18 protein-coding genes and 1 other annotated feature are annotated in these 25,102 nt (G+C 55.9%); of the genes, 17 read left to right on the forward strand and 1 reads right to left on the reverse strand.

The window, feature by feature from the left end; all coding sequences use genetic code 11:
- The first annotated feature begins 112 nt into the window (after positions 1-112).
- Positions 113-6,550, forward strand: coding sequence for a rhamnogalacturonan lyase family protein (locus AC6RNO_RS06255; protein WP_497105020.1), 6,438 nt, complete (start codon positions 113-115; stop codon positions 6,548-6,550).
- A 343-nt stretch (positions 6,551-6,893) separates the two neighbouring features.
- Positions 6,894-7,178 carry a hypothetical protein gene (locus AC6RNO_RS06260; RefSeq protein ID WP_497104964.1) on the forward strand — a complete coding sequence of 95 codons (285 nt, stop codon included), beginning with the start codon at positions 6,894-6,896 and terminating at the stop codon, positions 7,176-7,178.
- 312 nt (positions 7,179-7,490) lie between these two features.
- Here AC6RNO_RS06260 and AC6RNO_RS06265 read toward each other — a convergent pair whose 3' ends face one another.
- Positions 7,491-7,907: an exosporium protein C gene (locus AC6RNO_RS06265; RefSeq protein WP_497104965.1), complete on the reverse strand. Its 417-nt coding sequence runs from the start codon at positions 7,905-7,907 to the stop codon at positions 7,491-7,493.
- A 210-nt stretch (positions 7,908-8,117) separates the two neighbouring features.
- Here AC6RNO_RS06265 and AC6RNO_RS06270 point away from each other — a divergent pair, with 210 nt between their 5' ends.
- From AC6RNO_RS06270 to AC6RNO_RS06340, 15 genes are all read left to right on the forward strand, one after another.
- Complete coding sequence (locus tag AC6RNO_RS06270; RefSeq protein ID WP_497104966.1) at positions 8,118-8,984, forward strand: EamA family transporter; 867 nt, start codon at positions 8,118-8,120, stop codon at positions 8,982-8,984.
- Positions 8,985-9,106: 122 nt separating this feature from the next.
- Positions 9,107-9,343 (forward strand) — a binding site (T-box leader).
- Between the two features lie 50 nt (positions 9,344-9,393).
- Positions 9,394-10,071 carry an arginine--tRNA ligase domain-containing protein gene (gene argS / locus AC6RNO_RS06275; protein WP_497104967.1) on the forward strand — a complete coding sequence of 226 codons (678 nt, stop codon included), beginning with the start codon at positions 9,394-9,396 and terminating at the stop codon, positions 10,069-10,071.
- Positions 10,064-11,341, forward strand: a complete 1,278-nt coding sequence (locus AC6RNO_RS06280; protein ID WP_497104968.1) for a DALR anticodon-binding domain-containing protein — start codon at positions 10,064-10,066, stop codon at positions 11,339-11,341. Before argS ends, AC6RNO_RS06280 begins: the two co-directional genes overlap by 8 nt.
- 191 nt (positions 11,342-11,532) lie before the next feature.
- The gene (locus tag AC6RNO_RS06285) at positions 11,533-12,522 is read left to right on the forward strand and encodes an ABC transporter ATP-binding protein (protein ID WP_474681658.1); all 990 of its coding nucleotides are present in this window, start codon (positions 11,533-11,535) and stop codon (positions 12,520-12,522) included.
- Positions 12,519-13,613 (forward strand): ABC transporter permease, encoded by a 1,095-nt coding sequence (locus AC6RNO_RS06290; RefSeq protein ID WP_497104969.1) that lies wholly within the window; start codon positions 12,519-12,521, stop codon positions 13,611-13,613. The genes AC6RNO_RS06285 and AC6RNO_RS06290 overlap by 4 nt, the downstream gene beginning before the upstream one ends.
- A gap of 439 nt (positions 13,614-14,052) precedes the next feature.
- Positions 14,053-15,135: an ABC transporter substrate-binding protein gene (locus tag AC6RNO_RS06295; RefSeq protein WP_474681656.1), complete on the forward strand. Its 1,083-nt coding sequence runs from the start codon at positions 14,053-14,055 to the stop codon at positions 15,133-15,135.
- 27 nt (positions 15,136-15,162) lie between these two features.
- Entirely contained in the window at positions 15,163-16,533 is a 1,371-nt protein-coding gene (locus AC6RNO_RS06300; RefSeq protein ID WP_497104970.1) for an amidohydrolase family protein, read from the forward strand.
- 24 nt (positions 16,534-16,557) lie between these two features.
- Positions 16,558-17,268 carry an NAD(P)H:quinone oxidoreductase type IV gene (wrbA, locus tag AC6RNO_RS06305; RefSeq protein ID WP_474681654.1) on the forward strand — a complete coding sequence of 237 codons (711 nt, stop codon included), beginning with the start codon at positions 16,558-16,560 and terminating at the stop codon, positions 17,266-17,268.
- Positions 17,269-18,818: 1,550 nt separating this feature from the next.
- Positions 18,819-19,640, forward strand: a complete 822-nt coding sequence (locus AC6RNO_RS06310; RefSeq protein WP_474681653.1) for a creatininase family protein — start codon at positions 18,819-18,821, stop codon at positions 19,638-19,640.
- A gap of 6 nt (positions 19,641-19,646) precedes the next feature.
- On the forward strand, positions 19,647-20,453 hold the full coding sequence (locus AC6RNO_RS06315) for an ATP-binding cassette domain-containing protein (RefSeq protein WP_497104971.1): 807 nt from the start codon (positions 19,647-19,649) through the stop codon (positions 20,451-20,453).
- A gap of 22 nt (positions 20,454-20,475) precedes the next feature.
- Entirely contained in the window at positions 20,476-21,813 is a 1,338-nt protein-coding gene (locus AC6RNO_RS06320; RefSeq protein ID WP_497104972.1) for an FAD-binding protein, read from the forward strand.
- Between the two features lie 110 nt (positions 21,814-21,923).
- A complete protein-coding gene (locus AC6RNO_RS06325; RefSeq protein ID WP_474681689.1) occupies positions 21,924-22,727 on the forward strand; it encodes an ABC transporter permease in 804 nt (267 codons plus the stop codon).
- Between the two features lie 30 nt (positions 22,728-22,757).
- Positions 22,758-24,011, forward strand: coding sequence for an amidohydrolase family protein (locus AC6RNO_RS06330; protein WP_497104973.1), 1,254 nt, complete (start codon positions 22,758-22,760; stop codon positions 24,009-24,011).
- Positions 24,012-24,117: 106 nt separating this feature from the next.
- Complete coding sequence (locus AC6RNO_RS06335; protein ID WP_488436597.1) at positions 24,118-24,750, forward strand: hypothetical protein; 633 nt, start codon at positions 24,118-24,120, stop codon at positions 24,748-24,750.
- 35 nt (positions 24,751-24,785) lie between these two features.
- Entirely contained in the window at positions 24,786-25,097 is a 312-nt protein-coding gene (locus tag AC6RNO_RS06340; RefSeq protein WP_488436598.1) for a hypothetical protein, read from the forward strand.
- Positions 25,098-25,102 lie beyond the last annotated feature (5 nt).

Raw genomic sequence — 25,102 nt, forward strand, 5'->3', positions numbered from 1 at the left:
AAAAAGTAAGATCATAGTTGTGAAAGCACTTTCAATCGAGGGAGGGTTCAGACCAAATGAACATCATCGTCCATGGCAAAACGAAACAGAAAGAGAGGTATCTATGCTGATGATGCGAAGAAAAGCGAAGCAAGCTTTTATGACGGTTCTAGGATTGCTCGTACTTGCGTCTTCCGTCCTGCCTTTGTCTCCGTCAGGCGTTCGGACGGCTAAAGCGGAAACTGCGCCCGCCGTCAAAAAGTTCGACTTCGGCACGAAGACAAGCCCTGTTATGGCGGGCTTTACTCAGGTTCACGAAGAGCTTTTGTATACGCCGGAATTAGGATACGGGCTCGATAAAACGGTCGTTTCCAGGCTCCGTTCGGGCGGGGACGATCTGTTTAACGATTTTGTGCTGGGTCCGTCCTACACATTCATGGTCGATGTGCCGAACGGCGAATACGATGTGACGGTATACTCGGGCGATCTGCTGGCGGGCACCTCCACGACGAAGACGACAACGACGCTTGAAGGCGTGACGGCGGGAACGATTACGACCAAGCAGGCGGTGGCGCAGGCCAAATACCATACGGCCGTCAATGACGGCCAATTGACCGTCGGCATTACCGGGACGGGGACCGGCGGGTATTTGAACGGACTCGTGATCGAGCAGGTGATCCCGCAGCCGCCCGCCGTACCGCAAGGGCTGTCCGTCACGGGAGTAACGGCGGCGGAAGGCTCGGCCTCCGTGAGCTTGCAGTGGAGCGCCGCAGCGGATGCCTCCAGCTACAATGTGTATCGGGCTCCGGCCGGGAGCGGCGCATACGTCAAGCTTGCGGCGGTCAACTCCGCAGTCTATACGGACACGTCCGTCAGCCTGAATGCGGGCTACTCCTACAAGGTCTCGGCGGTCAGCGTGAGCGGCCTTGAATCCGCCCTCAGCGAGCCGGTCGCAGCGGAGGTGAAGCCGGCGGTCGAACTGCCTGCAGCGCCGTCGCAAGTTGCGGTCAGCAGTGTGACGGCAAGCTCGGTCGCTCTGGCCTGGACGGCCGCCGAGCGGGCGACCGGCTACGCGATTTTCCGGGCTGCAGCTGCGGACGGGGAGTTCGCCGGGATCGGTACCAGCGAATCGGCGGGTTATACGGATACGGCTGCCGACACATCGGCTGCTTTATACTACAAAGTGAAAGCCGTGAACAGCGCGGGCTCGTCGGATTTTTCGAATGTGGCGGCAAGCGCGCCGTACAACGCTCCGCAGCCGCTTCCCGAAGGGGCGCCCATTCGGTTTGACTTTGGGCCCGGCGCCGTAGCAAGCGGCTACATCGGCGTCTCGGCCGGCGTCGCCTACTCGCCGCAGCTGAAATACGGCTTCGCCGACCCTTCCAAAGTCGGCTCAGGCGACAGAAATAGTTCCGATCCGTTGAAATCGGATTTTGTTTCGCCGGCGGGTACGTCTTTCATCGTCGATCTGCCGAACGGAGACTACACGGTTTCGCTTATTGCCGGGGATCAGGCGGCGGCGACCGATATCGCGATCAAAGCCGAAACGATCCAGAAAGTTCAGCAGACGAGCAAAGCCGCCGGCGAATACCTGGAGATGAGCTTCGACATCGCGCTTGTGGACGGCCAGCTAAATCTTGATTTTACCGGCTCCGCACCCAAAATCAATGCGCTTGTCATCACGAGGCTGCCGGACAGACAGGCGGGCGAAATTCCGGCCGTCTATATCGCGGGCGATTCCACCGTACAAACCTACGATCCGTACTGGAAGCCGGAAGCGGGCTGGGGACAAATGATTCCGCGGTTTTTCACCGACGGCGTGCAGTTCGTCAATCATGCGATCGGCGGCAGAAGCTCGAAGTCGTTCATTGTGGAAGGCCGTTTGGATGCGGTGCTGCGCGCGATCAAGCCCGGCGATTACTTCCTCGTCCAGTTCGGCCATAACGATGCGACGATCAGCGTTCCCGAGCGTTACGCATCCGTTCCCGATTACAAAAATTATTTGAAAACGTATGTCAACGGAGCGCGCCAGCGCGGAGCGACGCCGATTCTGGTGACGCCGATGGGACGGCGCGACTACAACGAATCGACCGGCAAGTTCAACGTCAGCTTTCCCGAATACGTAGCGGGCATGAAAGAAGTGGCGCAGGAGCTGAATGTGAAGCTCGTCGATTTGAGCGCCCTTAGCGTCGCCTACTACGATTCGATCGGCCCGGCGGCCACTTTATCCGTATTCCTGCATGTGGAACCGGGCATGTACGGCGCGTTCCCGAACGGTTCGGCGGACAATACGCATTTTCAGGAATACGGGGCGATCCAACTGGCGCGTATGCTTTCGGGCGGCATCAAAAACCTCGGCCTGCCGCTCTCGGCTTTGGTCAAAGATATCGAAGTGCCGGCCCAAGTTCCGGCCAAGCCGACAGGACTTGCCGCAGGCAGCGTCAGCAATGCCGGTGCGGTTTTGAAATGGGATGCCATAGAAGGGGCGGACATTTACAAAATATACCGCAAACTGGCGGCGGATGCGGATTATGCGATGGTGGGTACGGCCACCGTTCCGACCCTCAGCCTCGGCGGAATGTCGGAAGGCAAGACGTACAGCGTTCGCGTGACGGCCGTCAACGGACGTGGCGAATCGGAGATGTCGGACGAGGTGCTCATCAGCACGAAATCCGCCGTTTACCGCTACGATATGGGGACGGCTTCGAGCCCGGTGATGGAAGGCTATAAGGCGGTTACGCTCGATACGCTCTACACGCCGGAGCGCGGTTACGGGCTGACGACGAACGCAGGCATGATTACGCGCGACCGGGGCAGCGGCGGCAGCGATCTGATCCGCGATTGGATCGGCTATTTTAACAACACCTGGGAATTTAAAGCGGACATTCCGAACGGCGCGTATGCGGTTAAACTGTACGTTGGCGATTTGCTCGGTTCGGCAAGGACGACCGTGCAGATCGAAGGCAAAGATTTCGGAACCGTATCTGCCGGCAAAAATACCGTCGTGGAAAAAGTCATCAACGAAGTTCAGGTCAAAGACGGCCAAATGAATTTCATTTTCGGCGGCGCCTCGGGCATCGTCAACGGCATTGAAATTACGCCGATTTTGCAATCGCCCACAGGGCTCAAGCTGGACGGCATGCAGCTGGATCAGGAGCCTCCGTCGGTTCAGCTATCTTGGACGGCGGTGAGCGATGCCGCCAAGTACCGCATCTACCGCAAATCGGCCGGCGCCGGGAGCGCTGAACGGATCGGCGAGACAGGGACGGTTGCTTTCACGGATCTTACGGCGGATGTCGGGATGACCTATGTGTACACCGTCACATCGCTGGACAGCTCCGGCTATGAGACGGTTCCGTCCCAGCCGCTGGAAGTGGCGGTCATCGACCCGGCGAAGCCTGCGCCTGCGGTATCGAACCGTCCGGCATTGACTTCGATTCATAAAAACGAGATCAGCTTCGTCTGGCCTGCCGTCGATCAAGCGGTCACCTATAACATTTACCGGGCGAAAAAAGCCGGGGGCGCATTCGAGCTGATCGGCAAAACCCGCAGCGCCTCATATACGGACACGACCGTGCTTACGACAATTCCGTACTACTATAAAGTAGCCGCCGTGAACGCGGGAGGCATTTCCGGGCTTTCCGAGCAAATGGCGACGGAGGCAATTACGGTGCTGAGCAGGCAGATGGAGTATATCGACCGCGCGCCGCTTGCCGTCAAATCCGATGCGGGCGTATATATCGGGTGGAGAATGCTCGGCACGGATGCCGATTCGATCACTTTTAACGTGTACAGAGACGGTGTCAAGCTGAATGACGCCCCAATCGTGGGAAGCACCAATTTCCTCGATACTACAGGGACGAACGATTCCAAATACCAGCTGTTTACAGTGGAAAACGGTACGGAAAAAGCCGCATCGGGCGCGATTTCCGTATGGCAAAACAATTATTTGGCCGTACCGCTGCAAAAACCGGCCGATTCCTACACCAAAGACGGGCAGCCTTACACGTATTCGGCCGGCGATGCGAGCGTTGGCGATCTCGACGGCGACGGCACTTACGAAATCGTCATGCTGTGGTCTCCGTCGAACGCCAAGGACAACTCGCAAGCCGGATACACGGGTATCGTGTACATGGATGCATATAAGCTTGACGGAACACGCTTGTGGAGAATTAACCTGGGCCCGAACATCCGCGCGGGCGCTCACTATACGCAGTTCCTCGTCTACGATTTCGACGGTGACGGGAAAGCGGAGGTCGCCTTTAAGACGGCGGACGGAACGGTCGACGGAACCGGCCAAGTGATCGGTTCGGCCGACGCCGACTACCGGAACAGCAGCGGTTACGTGCTGCTCGGCAGCGAGTATTTGACCGTGTTCGAAGGGCTGACCGGCCGAGCGCTTGCGACTGTGGATTACGATCCCCCACGGGGAGACGTATCGGCATGGGGCGACGCTTACGGCAACCGCGTCGACCGCTTTTTGGCCACCGTCGCGTATTTGGACGGCGAGCGTCCGAGCATGGTTTTCAGCCGTGGATACTACACCCGCACTGTCCTCGCCGCCTACAACTACCGCGACGGCCAATTGACGAAGGTGTGGCGCTTTGACACCAATGACGAAGGCAACGCCGCCTACACGGGCCAAGGCAACCACAACCTGTCTGCGGGCGACGTCGACGGCGACGGCAAAGACGAAATCAACTTCGGAGCGATGGCGATCGACGATGACGGCACCATTTTGTACAGCACGGGGTTGGGGCATGGGGATGCGCAGCATTTCGGAGATTTGGACCCGGCTCGTCCCGGACTGGAGCAGTTCGACGTCCATGAGCATGTCGATTCCCCGTACGGCATGGAGCTGCGCGATGCGGCGACCGGAGAAATCATTTGGGGCATCCGCACGGGAATCGACACGGGGCGCGGCATGTCCGCCGACATTGATCCGAACTATTTGGGCGAGGAATTTTGGGCCGCTACGATTACGAACGCCCAGCATATACCTTTGACAGGCCTGTACAATACAAAAGGCGAGTTGATCAGCCAGACGATTCCTTCTTCCACGAACTTCGGCGTTTGGTGGGACGGCGATCTGCTGCGCGAGCTACAGGATGCCAACCGTATCGATAAGTGGGACTACGTCAATCATAAAACGGATAACCTGTTCACAGCGGTCGGCGCCGCCTCGAACAACTCCACCAAAGCGAATTCCAGCTTGCAGGCCGATTTGTTCGGCGACTGGCGGGAAGAAGTAATGTGGAGGTCGGAAGACAACTCCGAGTTCCGGATTTATTCGACGACGGATTTGACCGATTACCGTATTCGCACTTTGATGCACGACCCTGTCTACAGATTGGGCGTAGCCTGGCAAAATGTCGCCTACAACCAGCCTCCGCATCCGAGTTTTTACTTGGGCGCAGGCATGACGGCTCCTCCTGCACCGCACATGTATACGGTCGGCGGCGGGTCACCGTCCGGCGATGTTACGGCACCGGTCGTCTCCGGACTGCCTCCGGAGCGCATGACGGAATCGCAAACCTTGGAGGTGCAGGTAACGGCTGAAGACCCGGAATCAGGCGTGCAAACCGTTACGATCACCTTTGACGGAAATCCCGTAACCAACGGGCAAAAAATTCCGCTCCTCGGCTTGCAAGGCGCGCATACCTTTACAGTTACGGCGGTCAATCATGCCGGGCTGACGACAGTGCGCACCGTGAACATTCAAGTAACGGCTGCAGATGCCATTGCGTCCACGCTAACGGGGCCGTCCTCGGCCGCTGCCGGGCTGCCGTTCGATCTGGCGTACGGATTGAGCAATGTGACGAAAAGCGTGTACGCGCAGGATTTGACGCTGTCCTACAACCCGGACCAGCTTGAATTCGTATCCGCCGAGTCCGTCAGAGAAGGCTTCCGGGTGTTGGCCGTTTCGGACCCCGCGCAGACGCCGGGGCAAATCCGGATCGTTGCGGCTGCGCTCGGCGAGGGCAGCGCCATTCACGCCGACGGCGAATGGCTCAAGCTGAGCTGGAAAGCGAAGCCGCTTGCCTCCGCTGCGGAAGCCGCCGTGTCGGTCGCCGGCTCCACCGTAGCCGACGGCGCAGGAGCGGAGAAGCAGGTGGAAGGCGCCTCCTTCCGCATCCGCGTGCAGCCGGAGGCGGATAAAACCGCGCTTCGCGCAGCGATCCTGGACGCTCAGGCCAAGCACGATGCGGCGGTTGAGGGAGGCAGCGCCGGACAATATCCGGTTGGCGCGAAGGCGGCTCTGCAGTCGGCGATCGACAAAGCGAAAGCCGCAGCCGACAATGCTTCCGCGACGCAAGCGGAAGTCGAGCAGGCCGTGAGCGATCTGGCGGCGGCACTGCAAGCGTTCGCTGCCTCCGTGCACACGGCGGCCCCAGGCGATGCGAACGGCGACGGCAAGTATTCCATCGGCGATCTCGGCATCGTGGCGGCGGCATACGGCAAAACGTCCGCCGATCCGGACTGGAGCCAGTACCAAAAAGCCGACATCAACAACGACGGCAAAGTCGATATCGTCGACCTTGCTGCCGTAGCAAGGAAAATTTTGGAGTAGACGGATGGATGGGGCCGCCCCACTGCGCAGTTTAGTTGCCGAAGGGGCGGCCCCGCTTGACAGTTCGTAAAACTGCGAAGCACGGACTATTGAAAAAACTCGCCCGCCAGAAGCAGCGCATAGAAACCTGCAAAAATCAGCTTGTTGATAAAGTGAAGGAGTGTGGAACCAGAGGGGCACAGGCGTTCTACCCCAACCGAGGCCTCATACACGAGTTGCGGAGCCGTCTACCCCAACCGACACCTCTCATACACGAGTTGTGGAGCCGTCTACCCCAACCGACATCTCTCATCTCTCATACACGAATTGCGGAGCCGAAGTGTGGGAGGGGGGCCAAGGCGACTTGGCAGAGGAAAAAACTGCGAAAGTGCAGTTTTTTTTCCTGAAAAGGGTTCATTTTGGCGAAAAGCCTGCGATTGTGCAGGAATTTTCGGCGAAATTGAATCAGAGCCCATGTTCGCGGCGAAAAGCCTGCACAATTGCAGGAATTTGCCGTGGCCGGCGTTTCAACCGAGCAAAAACTGTATTTTTGCAGGTTTTCTTCGCGCAACCAGGCAGATGGTGCGGCCGGCTCCGGCCAGCGGGTTTCCGGCAGCCTGCACTTTCGCAGGTTTGTTGGCTTGCCTAACCGTTCATTGAACGTCAGCGCCGTCTTTGCTGCATTGGTTGCATGTCAGCAGCAGCGGCGACGGACCGCCGTCATGCAGCGAAACACCGCGCGTAGGGAGCTGCGCGAGGTGCGAAAGAGACAGTCACATCGCTGTCGCAGGTTGGAATCATTGCAGAGCAGCCGCAAATTGGCCTCCGTCATAGCGCTGCCGCAAATTGGGCGGCGGGCAAAGCTTGTGAGGACCGAAAGTCCTCTCCGGTACGAATTGTTGCAAAAAAACGCCCCATTCCGCTTGTATAGCGGTTTGGAGGCGTTTTTTCAAGCGGATTATTAGGGTTTTTTTATAGCTAACGCGCTGAACGAGATCGGCCCAACGACATCGGCTCTTGTTCCTTTCGTCAAATTTTCGGCTGTTAACGTATATTGATGAGAGCCGGATTTTACGTCGAAATCAATCGCTTGGAACGTAACGATGTAATTTTGCTCGGATCCTGTAGACTCAATACCTTGTATCGTGTTGAAAATTTCTTTTCCATCCCGGAAAATTCTGAATTTAATCTGGGCGATACCTGTGATACCGCGCACGCCGACGCTCGCAATCAGCTCGACCCGTGACGCTTTGCGGGAAAGATGCAGCCGGAGTTTTGCAAGCTGGACTCTTTTGGGCGAGAACGGTATCGTAAAAGACTTGGCCAAATTGAATTTATTAAGCGGCTGTGTCGCTTGGTAATCAACGATGCGAACCATTCCATCAGCTCCTCTAAACTATTAACTTACAATACTATGAATATGCAATCCGAAAGCAATGCGATTGCACGGTTGTCCGAATCCATGAAACCATTTTCGCATCATGCGGCCTCCGCGATGCTCTTGATGCTGCATAAATTTCGTTGTAGGAAGCCTTAAGATGTGGTAAACTTTCCACCGGAAACGGAAATGAAAGGAGTACGCATCTTCATGTGGCTTATTTTCTCGGTATTCGCTGCGATCAGTTTCGGTTTGCGCGGCATTTTGTATCACTGGACAAGCCAGCAGTCGTTGAACCGCAATGCTTTGCTGAGCGGTGCTTTTTTTATGGGCGCGCTGCTTAGTCTTGCGTGCAGCATCATATACAAGCAAAGCTGGACGGCGTCCTCCTTGATCGGCCTGCAAATGGGGCTGTTCTCCTTCGGCGCCAACGCCAGCATGTTCAAAGGCTTCGCCGTTGGCAAGGCGTCGCTTGTGGCGATTTTGACGGCGCTGCCTTCCGTCATCGTCGTTGTGGCCGCTTACGGACTGTGGGGGGAGAAGCTGAGCGGCATGCAGGTTATCGCCTTCGTCGTCATCGTCGCGGGAGTGCTGCTCGTCCGCTACTCGAACGACATTTCCATAAACAATCTCCAAGGAGCCCAGTGGGGATTGCTCTCGCTATTGTTGTTCGCCTGCAACGATTTATCAGGCAAATGGTCCACGCTTCAGGCGGCGCCGATGTTTCCGACGCTTTTTTGCATGTTTGCGATGGGAACCGTCTGCTTCGGCGGCTGGTGGCTGAAGGACCGGATACACTCGGTCCGTACTGAAGCAGCCCCTGCCAAATGGGGAGAGTGGCGGACGTTCGGGATAGGGATGGCCGTCGGCATTACGAATGTGGTCGGCATGATCCTTATTTTGCGAGCTTTCGACGTAGGCAAGGCGGGCCTTGTATCCGCGGTCGTAGCGCTTAACGTTCTGCTTGTTTTGCTTTATACGCGCTTTGTCGTTAAGGACAGGTTCAGCCCTTTGGAGCTGTCGGGAATGTCCATGGCTTTTGGCGGCATTATGATCATTCGGTTATTTGCAGGCTGAGGCCGGGAACCGGCAAGCGGCAGGGCGGCAGCACGGCAGCTCGGCAGCTCGGTGAGAGCCCGCTTGACAACCAGGCGGCGTTCCTGTATAAATGATTTTAAATATTCAGCCAATTACATATGTGAGTATTGATGAACGGGGAAGTAGTTTTTGACGTCCAGTCTCAGCGAGCCGGCTATGGTGGGAACCGGTACGGGCGCCTTGAATGAAACGGTCCCGGGAAATGGTCTTCTGAAGCGGATAAGCCGACAGTAGGGAGATCCGGCTTTTGCCGTTATCGATCGAGAGGTTTATTTTGCATATGCGAAAATGAACACTTAGAGTGGTACCGCGGGAACTGTTGAGCTCTCGTCTCTTGTTTAAGAGACGGGGGCTTTTTGATTTTGCGCAAACCGAAGGAGGAATTGGCATGATTCATATTTTGTTGTCCGAAGAGATTAAAAAGCAGGCAAACGCGCTGCTGGAACGTTCGGGGACGATTTGGCCCGATGCGCTTAAAGTGGTCATCGAGCATCCGCCGCATCCGGATCACGGGGACTATAGCTCGAACATCGCCATGCAGCTGGCCAAAGTTCTCAAGCAACCGCCGATGCTCATTGCCGCAAACTTGCAGGAGCTGCTGGAGGAGGCGGGCGGCATGGAAGGGTTGTTCCGGAAAATCGCCGCTGCGCCGCCGGGTTTTCTTAATTTTTATGTCGACTGGCAGGCATGGGCGGCAAAAGATTGGCGCACGGCCCCCGCTGCGCCGCAGAAGCGGACGAAAGTGCTGGTCGAGCACACTTCGATTAATCCGAACAAATCGGCCCATATCGGCCATTTGCGAAATTCCTGCATAGGGGACACGCTGGCCCGCATGCTCGCGCGTACCGGCTGTGAGGTGGAGGTTCACAATTATATCGACGATCTCGGCAACCAATTGGCGGATACGGTGGTGGGTATACTGCATGCGGAGCCGGAACAACCGGAGCAAACGGAACAGTCAGTGCAGTTGGAACAACCCGGACAATCCGTACAGCCGGAACAATCGCAGCGGGCGTTCAGCCGTTTCGGCGACTTTTGCTGGGAGAACGTATGCCTGGGTGAATAAGGAGTACAAGGCGAACCCCGCCTTGCTGGAAAAGCGCTCGACGGTGCTTCATGCGCTGGAAGCGGGGAACTCCAATCTGGCGTGGATCGGCTCGCTGGTGGCGGAGCGCATCGTCCGCGAGCAGCTTGAGGAGATGAAGCAGTTCGGGATTGAATACGACGTACTCGTCTGGGAAAGCAGCATCGTGCGGGAGGGTTTATGGCAGGCGGCGTTCGAAATGCTGCAGCGCACGGCTGCGTTCGGCAAAGTGACCGAAGGCAAGCTCGCCGGCTGCTGGGTGCTGAAGCATAGGGAGGAAGCGGAGGACGAGGCGCATGCATCCGATTTTCAAGCCGATAAAGTGCTGGTTCGGGGAAATGGTATTTTAACGTACACGGCCAAAGATATCGCCTACCATTTGTGGAAATTCGGGCTGCTGCCCAAAGATTTCGTCTACAAGCCGTTTGCCGACGGCATCTGGTCGACCGCGCCGGAAGGCTGCGGCAGGCCGGTCGGCCAAGCCGACATCGTGATCAATGTGATCGATCACCGGCAGGAATATCCTCAAGCGATGGTAAAGCTGGCGCTTGAATCGCTCGGCTGCGCGGAGCAGGCCGCCAGGCTGCGGCATGTGAGCTACGGCGTCGTTTCGCTGAGCCCCGATACCGCTGCCGGTCTGGGGATTGACGTTTCCGACGGCAAAAGCTCTTACGCGATGTCCGGCCGCCAGGGCATCGGCATCAAAGTGGCCGATTTGCTCCGTCGCATGGAAGCGGCCATCGGTGCCAAGCGTTCCCGGAACGAGGGCATATCGAGCCGGGAAATCGCTGCGGCGGCGATCCGCTACCACCTGCTCAAATACAACCTGTCAACCGAGGTCGTATTCGATTTGCAGCAGGCCACCGAGGTGACGGGCAACTCCGGCGTTTATTTGCTGTACGCCTGCGCGCGAGCCAGCCGCATCATGGAAAAAGCCGGAGAAGAGCGGCTGCAGCAAGCTTCTTTCCTTGCGGACGCGACGCTGCTGCGGCCGCAGGAGCTCAGTTTGCTGCGGCATATCGCCTACTGGCCGGAGACGCTGGACACGGCGATACAGCAGTTGGCTCCGAATGTAATTTGCGCCTATGCCTTTGAGCTGGCTTCGCTGTTCAGCCATTTTTACAGCTCGTGCCCGATACTGAAAGGCCCGGAGGAAGTTGTTTCCCACCGCCTGTGGATCACAAAAACATATATGGAGGCGCTTGAGGAAGCGCTCCGCGTGCTTGGCTTGCCGACTCCCGGGCAAATGTGACACGGAATTAACATACTCATAATTTGATCTTAATTTACAACTGATTTTGATTCAAGTAGCTTAATCCACCAAGCTATGACGACCGCGCCGGCGTGGCAAAATGCCGGCCAACGTCGCCCTTCACTTGCTGTGGCGGGAAGGTATTGATATGCTGGAGATAGTAACTAAATTCAAAAAGGCAGGGACCCACAATGGAAACCCGTATAGAGTACGAGTCGGTACCTCCAGCTACCGCGAAGCCCATCATCACGGTTGAGGGGTTAGTAAAGCGGTACGGCGATTTTACGGCTGTGAACGGTGTCAGCTTCGAGGTGAGGCAGGGCGAAGTATTTGGCCTGCTCGGACCGAACGGAGCGGGCAAAACGACAACGATGGAAATGATCGAGGGCTTGCGCAGGCCCGACGGAGGCTCCGCCAAGGTGGCCGGATTCGACACGATTAAGCAGCTCAATAAAGTGAAAGCGGTGATCGGCGTACAGCTTCAATCGACTTCACTGTTCGATCTGCTGACGGTGAAAGAAATTACCGAGATGTACGCAAGCTTTTACGAAAGCTCGGTTCCCGTCGAGCCTCTCCTTGACAGCATGATTCTCCGGGATAAACTGAACGCACGGGTCAAAGGTTTGTCCGGCGGCCAAAAGCAGCGTCTCGCCATCGCGCTCGCCATCGTGAACGATCCGCTCGTGCTGTTTCTGGACGAGCCAACGACCGGCCTCGATCCCCAAGCGCGAAGGACTCTGTGGGATATCATTCTGCGGCTAAAAAAGGAAGGAAAAACGATTATCTTGTCTACGCATTACATGGATGAAGCGTATATCCTTTGTGATCGTATCTGTCTCATGGACCGCGGACAAATTATCGCCCTCGATACGCCGCAAAATCTCATTCGCAGCCTGTCCTCCGAGAACGCTATCGAATTCCGCGTCCCGGATTGGGATGAGCGAAGCCCGGACGAGCAGGCCCGGTTGAAATCGTTTCTTTCCTCTGTGGAGCATATCTCCAGTATGGAGGAGCGTAAAAACATGTTCGTCCTTTACACCGACAAGCTTCAAGCGTCGCTTATCGACCTGATCCAACAAGCCGACGCCGAGGGGCTAAGGCTGACAGAGCTGAGCACCCGCACCGCCACGCTTGAAGATGTGTTCATCCATATGACGGGAAGGGGCTTGAGGGAACAATGAAAGCCTATTTGAAGCTAACGCAGGCGCAGCTTCGCCTTTTTTCGAGAAACCGGCAGGTGCTGTTCTTTTCCCTTTTATTTCCTATCCTCCTGATGGTTGCTCTCGGCTCCTTTCTCGGAAATGGAAATTCCGGCAATCTGAACGGCGTCGTCATCGATCAAGACAACAGCCTGGCTTCGAAGAAGGTTGTCGAAGCGTTTCGCGCTCAGAAGACGTTGAATCTCGATGCGGCGTCATCGGAGCAAGAAGCGCTGGATGCGCTGAAACGGGGCGACGAGCAGTTGGTTGTCATTGTTCCTAAAGGATATGCCGGCCAGCTGCAGGCGGGCGGTGGAAACCCGGCTAAGCTTAAGGTCTATTACGACGAAAAAAATATGGCCGTCTCCCAGCTCGGACTCGCCTTCGTGAACGGGGTCGTCGACGGCATCAGCAAGTCGATCGTTAGTTATGTTCCAGCCGTTACGGTCGACGCCCAGCCGCTTCAATCGCTTGGCCTGCGGTACATCGATTTCCTCGTGCCGGGTATCGTCGCCATGATGATTATGTCCAGCAACCTGAACGGCGTAGCCGGACAAATCTCCTCCTGGCGCGAGCGCGGCGTCCTCCGCCGCATGCAAAGCACGACGCTCAAGGCGCGCACGTTCATTGCCGCGCAAATTACGGCCCGCTTGCTGCTCAACGGAACGCAGGCGGTAATCGTGCTGCTGATCGCCCGGCTTGTGTTTGGAGTCAAGGTTATGGGGTCTTGGCCGCTTCTGCTGCTGTTCGTCATTCTGGGGACGCTCGTCTTCATGTCGATTGGCTTCATCATCGCCGGTCTGGCAAAAACGCCGGAGAGCGCCGGGCCGATCGCTGGGTTCATTTCGTTCCCGCTTATGTTCCTTGGGAACGTATTTTTCCCAGTGAAGAACATGCCTTCGTTCCTTCAGCCGTTCGTCAAGGCGCTGCCGATTACACACCTGTCGGACTCGCTTCGTGAAGTTATGAACGTCGGCACCGGAATCGGCGGCCTGTGGGGAAATGTGCTTCTGCTCGGTGCATGGGTCGTCGTCGCGTTCATAGTCGCTAGCTTTACTTTTAGGTGGGACTAGGGGTATGCCCTTAAGGTGCTGTCCGACGCCTGTATCAATGCGGATCCTGAGGTTCACCTTGTTCTCATCGAGAAGGTGTTCCCTCATCAGGCCGAGGTGGTTTCGGTCGATACGTGGGTAGAATCTTTAGATTAGGGCTTTGTTCAAGTGCATAATCGTTTGAAAGGGGCACCCGATCGGGTGCCTCTTTCGATTCGCTTTATAGAGAGGCCGTCCCACAAAGGATGGCCTTACTATCGTTCCCATTGGCTTAATGCTGCACTCAGTCAAGACAGTGAAGGCAGGCGTCTTTTCTTTTGATGGAGTATTCACAAAATTCAATCAAAAACATTGTGAAATCAACCAAATAAATGTGAGGTTTATTGACTTGTATATGACATCGATCATATATTTTAAATGAATTTAAACAGAGCCTAACATATCGGAGGGGAAGTTGAGTATGAAAGTATTAAACCGTGCTGACAAAATTTCGTCCAAACGCCTTGCAGTTGTCTCGTTTTGTCTCCTTTCCGCGACGAGCGTATTAGCCGCTTGCGGGAATACGTCATCGACAGCGCCAGCAGCTTCACCGACACCGGCGGCCGGTACGCCAGCAGCTTCCGCTTCCGCCCCGACGCCGGCAGCCGCCAAAGAGCTTGTTCCCGCGACGCTCGTCCTGAACTGGTTCGCAGAACCGGAACACGGAGGCAACTTTGCCGCGCTCGCAAAAGGCTTTTACAAGGATGCCGGGCTCGACATGACCCTGACCCCCGGAGGTCCGCAAGTATCGTCCACGCAAATCGTCGCTTCCGGCAAAGCGCAATTCGGGCTGTCCAACGGCGACGACATTCTCGTGGCCAGACAGGAAGGAATTCCGATCGTCGCGATCGCCACGGCGTTTCAAAAAAGCCCGCAAGTCCTTATTTATCACAAAGGCTCGGGCATTAAAGATTTTGGCGATTTGAACGGCCATAAGGTGTACGTCGCCTCATCGGCAAGCTACTGGCAGTACATTAAGCAAAAATACAAATTGGATCAGGCGCAGGAGATGAAATATACCGGCCAACTGGTCAACTTTATTAACGATAAAAATGCGGTGACGCAAGGCTACATCACATCGGAGCCGTTCACTCTGGATCAGCAAAAGGTCGATTTCGAAACGAAGCTGATTGCGGATTCCGGCTACGGCATTTATGCCAATACGTATTTTACGACGGAAAAAATGATAAAAGAGCATCCGGATCAAGTGAAGGCGTTCGTTGAAGCGACTGTCAAGGGCTGGGAGTACTACAAAGATCATTCCGATGAAATCAACCCGGCCATTAAAGAAAAAAATCCGGACATGGGCCTGGACATGATGAAATACAGCGCCGAAAAGCAAAAAGATTTTGCTTTCACCGGAGACGCTGCGACGAAAGGCGTCGGCATCATGACCAAGGAGCGCTGGGCCGAAGCGCAAAAGCAGCTTGTCGACGCAGGCGTGCTTAAAACGGCGGAAGATACGGATAAAGTGTTCACGACGCAATTTTTGCCTAAAAAGTAACGGGCGAGCAAACGGGAGGTGGAGGTATTGGCTTCGTGGATGAATGTGGATTTGTGGAACGTTCGCTTGCCGACGGTGGATGAAAGTTGTTTGTATCAGCTGTCGGTTCGCGACGGTGTGTGGACGCAGATTCAGGCGCAGCAGGCCCGTGTGCAGCGGCCCGACTCGATACCGCTTGAAAAATGGCATCCGCAGACGGCGCCTGCTGCGGCTGTCGCGATTTTGGATGCCGAAGGAAAAATGCTGCTTCCGGGACTCGTCGACTCCCATATGCATCTCGATAAATCGTTCTCTTTGACGGCCGTCGGCAACATCAGCGGCACGCTGGAAGAAGCGGTCGGCAATTACTCAGCGGCCGCCCCTTATTTTACGAAGGATGAAATCAAGTCGAGAATCGTCCGCTCGGCGATGCAGGCTTTGTCTTTCGGTACGACGCATATCCGTACGCATCTCGATTTTAATCTGAAGCATTCGCGGGAAGTTGCGCTGCGCACCGTAGAGGCGGCGCTGGAAGCGAAGCGGATGCTGGCTCCCTACATTAGCCTGCAGCTGTTTCCGATGTGCCCTTACTACATGGGCGCTGCGGACGACGAGGCTGTGGAAGAAGCGATCCGCATGGGCGTAGACGGAATCGGCGGAGCGCCTCATCTGTCTCAGACGCCGCAAGCGGACATTGACCGGGTTTTCAGGCTCGCGGAAAAACACGATCTCCCGATCGATCTGCATGCGGACGAGACGGACGATCCGGCGGTCCGCACGGTCGGGCACATTGCGCAGCGGACGAAAGAATACGGATTTGCGGGGCGCGTAACCGTCGATCATTTATGCGCGCTGGCTTCCATGACGGAAGAGGACGCGGCCCGATTGATCGCGCAAATGGCGGACAGCGGTTTGAAAGCAGTGTCTTTGCCGGCTGTGAATTTGTATTTGCAAGGACGGCGGGACCGGTTCCCGGTTCGGAGGGGCGTAACCCGATTGCGGCAAATATGGGAAGCGGGCATCCCGATTGCGGTAGCTTCCGACAACATTCATGATCCGTTCCATCCTTTCGGACGCGGCGATCTGGTGCAAATTGCGCTTGTCGGCTCCTACGCTGCCCACATGGGCCGTCCGGCCGATCTTCGCACATTGCTAAGGATGATTACCGACGTTCCGGCGGCTGTGCTCGGACTTGCGGATTACGGCCTCAAAGCCGGCCGCAGGGCGAATTTCGTTATTGCGGACGGCGAATCTCCGGAGGAGTTGTTCACCCTGCTGCCCGAACGAAGATGGGTGTACAGCCAAGGGCAATGGGTGCGAGTGCCCGCAGCCAAAGCAGGGTGGCACGATCCGCAGCTGGCCGGCTATTGGGAAGCCGCCGCCGAAGCGGTCTCTTTTCGGGGGCGCGAGCTGGTATGAGCGGAGGGAGGCTCGGGCGATGCGATGGCTAACATACTGATCGTGTATTACAGCGCCTTCGGGCACGTTTACGAAATGGCGCAGGCCGCCGGGGAAGGCGCCGCCCGGTCGGGCGCGAATGAAGTGCGCATCGTGCGGATTCCGGAGATGGCTTCCGCCGAAAACCGGGTGATCCGGGACGATCGCAAGCAGGATGAACCGGCTGCGCCCGAATCCGCGGTTGCCGGGAAATTTCGCCTTCAGGACCGCTATGACAAATATACCGCCGCCCTTGAGCGGCAAAGCGGGATTCCTGTCGCGACGAACGGGGATTTGCGCTGGGCGGACGGGATTTTATGGGGCTTCCCGACGTACTACGGGACGATGCCGTCGCAGGTGAAGCTGTTCCTTGAGCTTGCCGGGGAGCTTTGCGCCGACGGATCGCTGGAGGGCAAGCCGACGGGCATTTTTAACAGCACAGCTTCCATTCATACGGGGCATGAAGCGACCATTTTGACCTCGATGGTTCCTTTGTTCCACTTCGGGATGATTTTTGTAGGATTGCCGTATACGGCAAATCCGGAATATTTGACGGCGGACGCGATCGGCTGCTCGCCGTACGGCGCCTCGACGCTGGCGGGACCGGACAGCTCGCTGTCGCCGGACCCGCGCGAGCTTGTGATGGCCGCCCGGCTCGGCGAGCGGGTCGCCAAGGTGGCATCCGCATTAAAACGTGCGGACGCCGGGCGATTTTAACGGAATGCAGCTTGTTAGCAGGCTGCCCAGAAACTCGCACGCTAGGCAATAGCGAGCGCATTTACTTGAAGCGCTGAGAAAGCCTGAGAAACCTGAGAAGGCCTGGGAAGGCCGAAAAAGCCGAGAAACCTGGGAAAGTTCGGGAAAGCCTGAGAAGGCTGAGAAAGTCTGAGAAAGTCTGAGAAAGTCTGAGAAAGTCTGAGAAAGTCTGAGAAAGTCTGAGAAAGTCTGAGAAAGTCTGAGAAAGTCTGAGAAAGTCTGAGAAAGTCTGAGAAAGTCTGAGAAAGTCTGAGAAAGTCTGAGAAAGTCTGAGAAAGTCTGAGAAAGTCTGAGAAAGTCTGAGAAAGTCTGAGAAAGTCTGAGAAAGTCTGAGAAAGTCTGAGAAAGTCTGAGAAAGTCTGAGAAAGTCTGAGAAAGTCTGAGAAAGTCTGAGAAAGTCTGAGAAAGTCTGAGAAAGTCTGAGAAAGTCTGAGAAAGTCTGAGAAAGTCTGAGAAAGTCTGAGAAAGTCTGAGAAAGTCTGAGAAAGTCTGAGAAAGTCTGAGAAAGTCTGAGAAAGTCTGAGAAAGTCTGAGAAAGTCTGAGAAAGTCTGAGAAAGTCTGAGAAAGTCTGAGAAAGTCTGAGAAAGTCTGAGAAAGTCTGAGAAAGTCTGAGAAAGTCTGAGAAAGTCTGAGAAAGTCTGAGAAAGTCTGAGAAAGTCTGAGAAAGTCTGAGAAAGTCTGAGAAAGTCTGAGAAAGTCTGAGAAAGTCTGAGAAAGTCTGAGAAAGTCTGAGAAAGTCTGAGAAAGTCTGAGAAAGTCTGAGAAAGTCTGAGAAAGTCTGAGAAAGTCTGAGAAAGTCTGAGAAAGTCTGAGAAAGTCTGAGAAAGTCTGAGAAAGTCTGAGAAAGTCTGAGAAAGTCTGAGAAAGTCTGAGAAAGTCTGAGAAAGTCTGAGAAAGTCTGAGAAAGTCTGAGAAAGTCTGAAAAAAAGCCGGAGAAGCTCTGAGAAGCCTGGGGAACCCAGGGAAAACCTGCAAAAGTGCATCTTTTTTGCTCGTTGAAACGCTGGCAGCAAAAATTCCTGCAGAAGTGCAGGTTTTTCATCAAACTTGCGGGTTCAGGCCCGTTTTCATCGGAAATTCCTGTACATTTGCAGGCTTTTTGCTAATATGGGCTGCTTTGACGGAAAAAGCCTGTACATTTGCAGGTTTTGCTGGCTGCCCAGCCGCTTCACGAACGGCTGCGCCCCAAGTCAAAGCCTTCCCTAACTATGTGTCGCGACTTTCTCGGGTAATCAGCCAATCGCCTGCAGGACCTCCGGATTTTTTCGACAACTTGTTGTTATTTGGGATTTTTGGAGGCGTTAGGAGGCACGTCACGTGGAAGCGGATGGAGGCGCATAGCAGAGGACGGAAGTAAAGGGGATTCCGTGGTGGCATAGAAGCGAATAGTAGCAAGTGGAAGCTCATGGGGTTCATAGAAGTGTATAGAAGTAGATGGAAGTAAATGGGGTTACATGGATGCATAGAAACGAATGGAAGTGCATGGAAGCTCAAGGAGGTGCTTGATGAAATGAATGGACGATACGCAGGAAAAGCCTGGGATCGGTGCTTCTTCCCTCGTTTAAGCAAGCTTGAAGCGGCTCAATTGCCGAAGGACACGACTTTGCTCGTGCTGCCTGTCGGTGCCGTCGAGCAGCATGGCCCGCACATGCCGGTGTTTACGGATACGCTCATAGCGGAAACGTTCCTGACCGCAGCTTTCGACCAGCTGCCGGATGACGCAAATATATGGCTGCTGCCCGCCATTCCATATGGCAAAAGCACGGAGCATCTCGGCCATGCGGGAACGATCTCGCTGTCGGCGACTACGTTGATGGCCGTCGTAATGGACATCGCCAAAAGCATCCGCACAAGCGGGTTCCGGAAGCTGGTGATCGTGAATTCGCACGGCGGCAACACGGACCTTTTAAATATGATGGCCAGAGAAATTCGCATCGAAACCGGGCTCGCCGTATTCCGGCTGGACCCGGGCGGATTGGGCGGGGCGGACGAATGGATAACGCCGCAGGAAAAGCAGTACGGCATTCATGCCGGAGACATGGAGACATCGGTCGTCCTGTCCGCCAGACCGCATTGGGTGCATATGGAGCTTGCGCCGACCGAATTTCCGAATTACCCCGATTCGCGCTATTTGCAGCTGCGGAGCCGGGCTTTTGCCTGGGTGATGGACGATTTGTCCCATACGGGCGTTTCCGGCGATGCGGCCCTGGCTACGGTTGAGAAAGGGGAAGCGATGGTGCGGAAATACGGCGCGCTAATCGCGGAAGCGCTACTGGACATATCGAACTTTGAGATGAGTTCTTTGAAAATTCCGATAAATGACGGGAGATGAATCCGAATGCGTCTTGAATCTGCACCGGCGGGAGTATCCAATCCGGACGGCCTGTCCGATCAAAGTTTTGTTTATATGAAAAATTTATCCAAAATATACCCGAACGGCACCATCGCTTTGCAGGATGTCAACCTGACGATACGGGAAGGCGAATTTCTTTGTTTTGTCGGGCCTTCGGGCTGCGGAAAATCGACGATTTTCAAAATGATCACCGGTCTCGGCGCTCCGACAAGCGGCAGCCTCCAGGTGTTCGGCATGAGCCCGAAGGAAGCCCGCAAGCATAGCGACATCGCCTTTGTGTTTCAGGATCATACGCTGCTGCCCTGGTCAACGGTCGAGGCTAACGTGAGACTGCCGCTGGAACTGCGCGGCATCGATAAAAAGACGCAAAAGGAAGAAGCTCAGCGCGTGCTTGAGCTCGTCGGTCTGAAAGATTATATGAAAGTGCTGCCCAGACAATTGTCCGGCGGCATGAAGATGCGCGTTTCGATTGCCAGGGCGCTCGTGTCCAGGCCGAAGCTACTGCTGATGGATGAGCCGTTCGGCGCTTTGGACGAAATTACGCGGCAAACGCTGCAGGCCGAGCTGCTCAACATTTGGCAGCAAAACAAGTCGATGACGGTTCTTTTCGTGACGCATAACGTGTTTGAATCGGTGTTTTTGTCCACCAGCGTCATCGTCATGACGCCCCGTCCCGGCAAAATCGCCGCGCAAATCGATATTCCGGTGCCGTTTCCGCGGGATGAAAGCTACCGCACGGCGGCACATTTCGGCGACCTTGTCCGCGAGGTGTCAGGCGCCCTGCATCATTAAATCGGAGGGAGTGAGGAGAATTATGGCGACGGAACTCAAGTGGAATCAGGAAATGATCGCCAGGCTTGGCGAAGACATCGTTGCGCTGGATGCGGATACCCGGACCAAGCTTTCCAAGGACTACTACTGGTACTCGCCGGTGCTGGACAGCAGGTTAAAAGGAATCGAGGCCGCCGAGGCGGTCGTGCTCCCGCGCAGCGAAGAGGAGGTTGCCGCCGCTCTCGCATTCGGCTACCGCCATCAAATTCCCGTAACGGTCCGGGGGGCCGGCACAGGCAATTACGGCCAGGCCGTCCCGCTGAAAAAAGGGATTGTGCTCGATGTCAGCCGCATGGATCAAATTGTTGAAATCGGCGACGGCTTTGCCCGCGTACAATGCGGAGTCCGGCTCGGCGCGGTTGACAAGGCCGCCCGCGAACGCGGACAGGAAATCCGCATTTATCCGAGCACCTTCGTGAAGGCGACGGTCGGCGGTTTTGTCAGCGGCGGTTCAGGAGGCATCGGCTCGATCACGTACGGAAACCTGTGGGACGGCAACGTGCTGGAAGCGGTCATTTATACGATGGAAGAAACGCCGCGGCGGTTAACGATCCAAGGCGCGGAACTTTACGATTACATTCACAGCTATGGCACGACCGGAATTATGACCGAGGTGACGATTCCGCTCGCTCCCCGCACCGAATGGGTGCAGGCGATCGCGCAATTCGCTTCGTTCGAGCAATCGGTAAAGTTCGGAGAAGCTTTGGCGCTGGACGAATCGATCCGCAAGCGGCTGATCAGCCCGATGGAGTGGCCGATTCCGTCCTATTTCGTCCCTTTTGCCAAAGTGATCGAGCCCGGCGCGGCGGCGGTCATGCTGGAAATTGCCGAAGGCATGCTGACCCAAGCCGAGACGCTGGCGCACAGCTTCGGAGGGGCCATCGGGCATGTCATTGAATCCGATAAATACCGCAAAGGAATCGGGGTATCGGATTTTACATGGAATCACACGACGCTTTGGGCGATCAAAACGGACCCGGCGCTCACTTATTTGCAGGCCGGATTTTCGCCGACTCGCTATATCGAACAAATTCGCGAGATCAAAGCGCATTTCGGCGATGAAGTGCTGCTGCACTTCGAATGGATTCGCAGCGGCGGCGCTCTTACACCGTCTTGTCTGCCGATCGTCCGCTTTGAAAGCGAGGAACGGCTGTACGAGATCATCCGCTTTTTCGAATCGGTCGACGTGAAAATTTTCGATCCCCATACGTGGGTGCTGGATCAGGGCGGGCGCGGCGAAGTCGGAAGCATGGGGCGCAGAAAACGGCTTAACGATCCGCAGGGGCTGTTGAATCCGGGCAAAATCGTTTACGAATCATAAATGAAAGGAGAATGGTTATGGCCGTGGATCATGTGTATTCGCAGATTTTGCCGGACGAAATTTATCCGTCGCGGGAGCGGGCGGCTTGGACATATAGGCTGGAGGACGGGATGGCGCTGGGGCACCCTTTTTCCGCCATCATGAAGCGTCTGCTGCCGCCCCTGGTCGCTTTCATCGTGTTTATCGGCGGATGGGAGCTTATATGCTTGTGGTTTAACGTTCCGGCTTACCTGGTGCCGAAGCCGTCGGATATCGTCAAAGCGGCCGTTGAGAACAAGAGCGAGCTTTGGGTTTCCGTTTCGACGACGACGGTCGAGGCCGTGCTCGGATTTTTGCTGAGCATCGTTCTGGGCGTCTCCGGCGCGATTTTGTTGGCGAGCAACAAGCTGATCGAAAAGAGCGTGTATCCTTATGCGATTATTTTACAAACCATTCCTATTGTGGCGATCGCTCCGCTGATCGTGATCTGGTTCGACGCCGGGATGAATTCGATTGTCATTATCGCGTTTTTGATCGGATTTTTCCCGATGCTGTCGAATACGCTGATCGGGTTGAACTCTACGGACCACAATATGAGCAACCTGTTCTACCTGTACAATGCGAACGCTTTTCAAACGATGTGGAGGCTCCGCATCCCGGCAGCGCTGCCTTATGTGGTCGCCGGCTTGAAAATTTCCTGCACGCTGTCCGTTATCGGCGCGATCGTAGGTGAATACATCGCCGGGATCGGAGGCGGCAAGGGCGGTCTCGGCTATGCGATCACTTACGCGGCGGCCCGCCTGAAAACGCCGTATTTGTTCGCCTGCGGGCTGTCCGCCTCGCTGCTCGGCATCTTGTTTTTCCTATTGGTGAACGCCTTCTCCAAATGGATGCTCAGCTCCTGGCACGAATCGGAAATGAGCCGCGAAGGTTGACGGGACAACAGCGGGAGAGGATGATCGAAGGTGTATGATCTTGTATTTCGAAATGTCCGGCTGACCGGACCGGCAGACGTGCGATCGGTCGATCTGGGCGTGAGCGGCGGGAAACTCGCAGCCATCGGCGCGATTCCGCTGCAAAGCGGCCGGCGTGAAATTGACGGGAGCGGGCTTTTGGCGCTTCCTCCTTTTGTAGAGTCGCACATTCACCTGGACACGGTGCTGACTGCGGGAGAGCCGGCCTGGAACGAGAGCGGCACGCTGTTCGAAGGCATCGGCCTCTGGCAGAAGCGCAAGCAATCGCTGACCCGCGAGGATGTGCTGCGGCGGGCGGAGGAGGTGCTTCGCCTGCAGATGGCTCACGGCATTCTCCATGTGCGGACGCAAGCCGACATATCGGACCCGGGGCTCGTCGCGCTGCGTGTGCTGCTGGAACTGCGGGACCGCGTGAAGCCTTGGGTGAATCTGCAGGTAATCGCCTTCCCGCAGGACGGCCTTCGCGCCTGCCCGGACAATGAGCGCCGCCTGGAGGAGGCGCTTGCGCTCGGCGCCGACGGAGCGGGGGGGATCCCGCACCTGGAGCCTACGCGCGAGGAAGGGCTGGCTTCGCTGGACATCTGCTTTCGCCTCGCGCAGCAGTACGGCCGTTTCGTCCATGTGTTCTGCGACGAAATCGACGACGGCCAGTCGACCTTTCTGGAGGCGGTCGCACATATGGCCCTCCGCACGGGGCTTCGCGGCCGCGTGACGGCAAGCCATGCCAACGCCTCGGCCTACTATGGCGAGGCTTATTTTCAAAAGCTGCTCGGCCTGCTGGCGCGCTCCGGGATCAACGTCGTCTGCTGCCCGCTGATCAACAGCACGATGCAGGGACGGTTCGACCGCTTCCCCAAAGGGCGCGGCATCGCGCGAATCAAAGAGATGCTGCAGGCCGGCGTGAACGTCAGCATCGCGCATGACGACATCCGCACGCCGTTTTATCCGCTCGGCAGCGGGAACATGCTGCAGGCCGCGCACATGGCGGCCCATCTTGCGCACATGACCGGCCGCGAGGAGCTGGCCGAGCTTGTGCGCATGGTGACGCACCGCCCGGCGCAAGCTTTGCAATTGGACGGCTACGGGCTCGAGGAAGGCCGTCCGGCGGACTTCGTTCTGCTTCCGGCGGATGACGCGGCGGATCTTTTGCGGAGGCTGCCGGTGTGCCGGTATGTGGTCAGCAAGGGGCGGATCGTATCGGAAACGCTGCCTGCGCGGAACACTTTGTACGAGCCGTTTGGCTGAGGGTTCGGATGCATAAAAAGGAATGCTTTCTGCAAGCGCATAATTGAGGTACAATGTAAAAGAAGTATTTGTGCCAATTATGAATATGCAGGAGGCTACAATTGCAATGACCGAAAAAGATATCGAAACCCAAACGGACAATGAGCAAGAACAGCTTGATCCGGAACAGGAGCAGGCGCAGATCATTATGATCTGGTTCCAGCACATCCAAAAAGTATTGGCGGATTATTTCCAGGAATACGAAGTGGAAGGCCAGATCGGCAACAATCCCGCCTACGGCCCTATGCTGGCATATACGCTTAGCAAAGACGGAAAATCGTGCACCTGCGGTTTTTTCCTCAATGAAGTGATGAGAAATTTCCAGAACAATCCGAACGCCGTACTTTGGCTGACTTCGTTTTTTGTCGAATTGCTGCGCAGTCCGGAAAGCCATCCGCTGCCGGCGCCGCCGCAAACGGAAGACGAGGCGAAAGCTTTGTTTGATCAGCATATCGTGCCTTATTGCGCGAAAGCCGTTCGCGAGGAGTTTGCCGACCAAAAAGTGTACGTCGATCTTGAGCTCCATCCGGAGCACGGCCCCGTTCTTGAAACCGGGTTCGTCGCCGTGGATGAAGGGAACAACACCTGCGCGCTGCCGCTGCAATATTTGCTGACGCTGTATTTGCTGAACCGCGATCCGGCGGAGCCGATTATACAGGCGATGGACAAGCTTTACGAGGAAAACAATTTGGGCAAATAATTTCATTATTGACGGAAAAAGGACGCATTTCTTCTATGAAGAAACGTCCTTTTTTGGTTGTTTTGGCGGACGATGATGTTCGGCTGCCGGGCCGTGCAAAGAAAGCCTGCACACAAAGGTGCACAAAAGTGCACAAAGTGGGAGGCTTTTTCAGCGGAACCGGGCCTGTTTTAGGGAGAACGTGCGATTGTCAGGCTGCCCTGATACTCGCACGCCAGAGCCTGCTGCTCAATCTGCTTGTTTGTGCGGAGAAAACCTGCAAAAGTGCAGCTTTTTGCTCATTGAAACGCTGGCAACGAAAAATTCCTGCAAAAGTGCAGGCTTTCCGCCGCGAACATAGGCTCTGACTCAT

This window comes from Paenibacillus sp. sgz302190 (assembly GCF_059820445.1).

Coding starts and splice junctions, on each gene's coding strand:
- AC6RNO_RS06290 (WP_497104969.1), top strand. CDS start 12,519: ATGAAAGCCTATTTGAAGCTAACGCAGGCGCAGCTTCGCCTTTTTTCG.
- AC6RNO_RS06310 (WP_474681653.1), top strand. CDS start 18,819: ATGAATGGACGATACGCAGGAAAAGCCTGGGATCGGTGCTTCTTCCCT.
- AC6RNO_RS06270 (WP_497104966.1), top strand. CDS start 8,118: ATGTGGCTTATTTTCTCGGTATTCGCTGCGATCAGTTTCGGTTTGCGC.
- AC6RNO_RS06315 (WP_497104971.1), top strand. CDS start 19,647: ATGCGTCTTGAATCTGCACCGGCGGGAGTATCCAATCCGGACGGCCTG.
- argS (WP_497104967.1), top strand. CDS start 9,394: ATGATTCATATTTTGTTGTCCGAAGAGATTAAAAAGCAGGCAAACGCG.
- wrbA (WP_474681654.1), top strand. CDS start 16,558: ATGGCTAACATACTGATCGTGTATTACAGCGCCTTCGGGCACGTTTAC.
- AC6RNO_RS06295 (WP_474681656.1), top strand. CDS start 14,053: ATGAAAGTATTAAACCGTGCTGACAAAATTTCGTCCAAACGCCTTGCA.
- AC6RNO_RS06335 (WP_488436597.1), top strand. CDS start 24,118: ATGACCGAAAAAGATATCGAAACCCAAACGGACAATGAGCAAGAACAG.
- AC6RNO_RS06320 (WP_497104972.1), top strand. CDS start 20,476: ATGGCGACGGAACTCAAGTGGAATCAGGAAATGATCGCCAGGCTTGGC.
- AC6RNO_RS06340 (WP_488436598.1), top strand. CDS start 24,786: ATGAAGAAACGTCCTTTTTTGGTTGTTTTGGCGGACGATGATGTTCGG.
- AC6RNO_RS06325 (WP_474681689.1), top strand. CDS start 21,924: ATGGCGCTGGGGCACCCTTTTTCCGCCATCATGAAGCGTCTGCTGCCG.
- AC6RNO_RS06265 (WP_497104965.1), bottom strand. CDS start 7,907: ATGGTTCGCATCGTTGATTACCAAGCGACACAGCCGCTTAATAAATTC.
- AC6RNO_RS06255 (WP_497105020.1), top strand. CDS start 113: ATGCGAAGAAAAGCGAAGCAAGCTTTTATGACGGTTCTAGGATTGCTC.
- AC6RNO_RS06285 (WP_474681658.1), top strand. CDS start 11,533: ATGGAAACCCGTATAGAGTACGAGTCGGTACCTCCAGCTACCGCGAAG.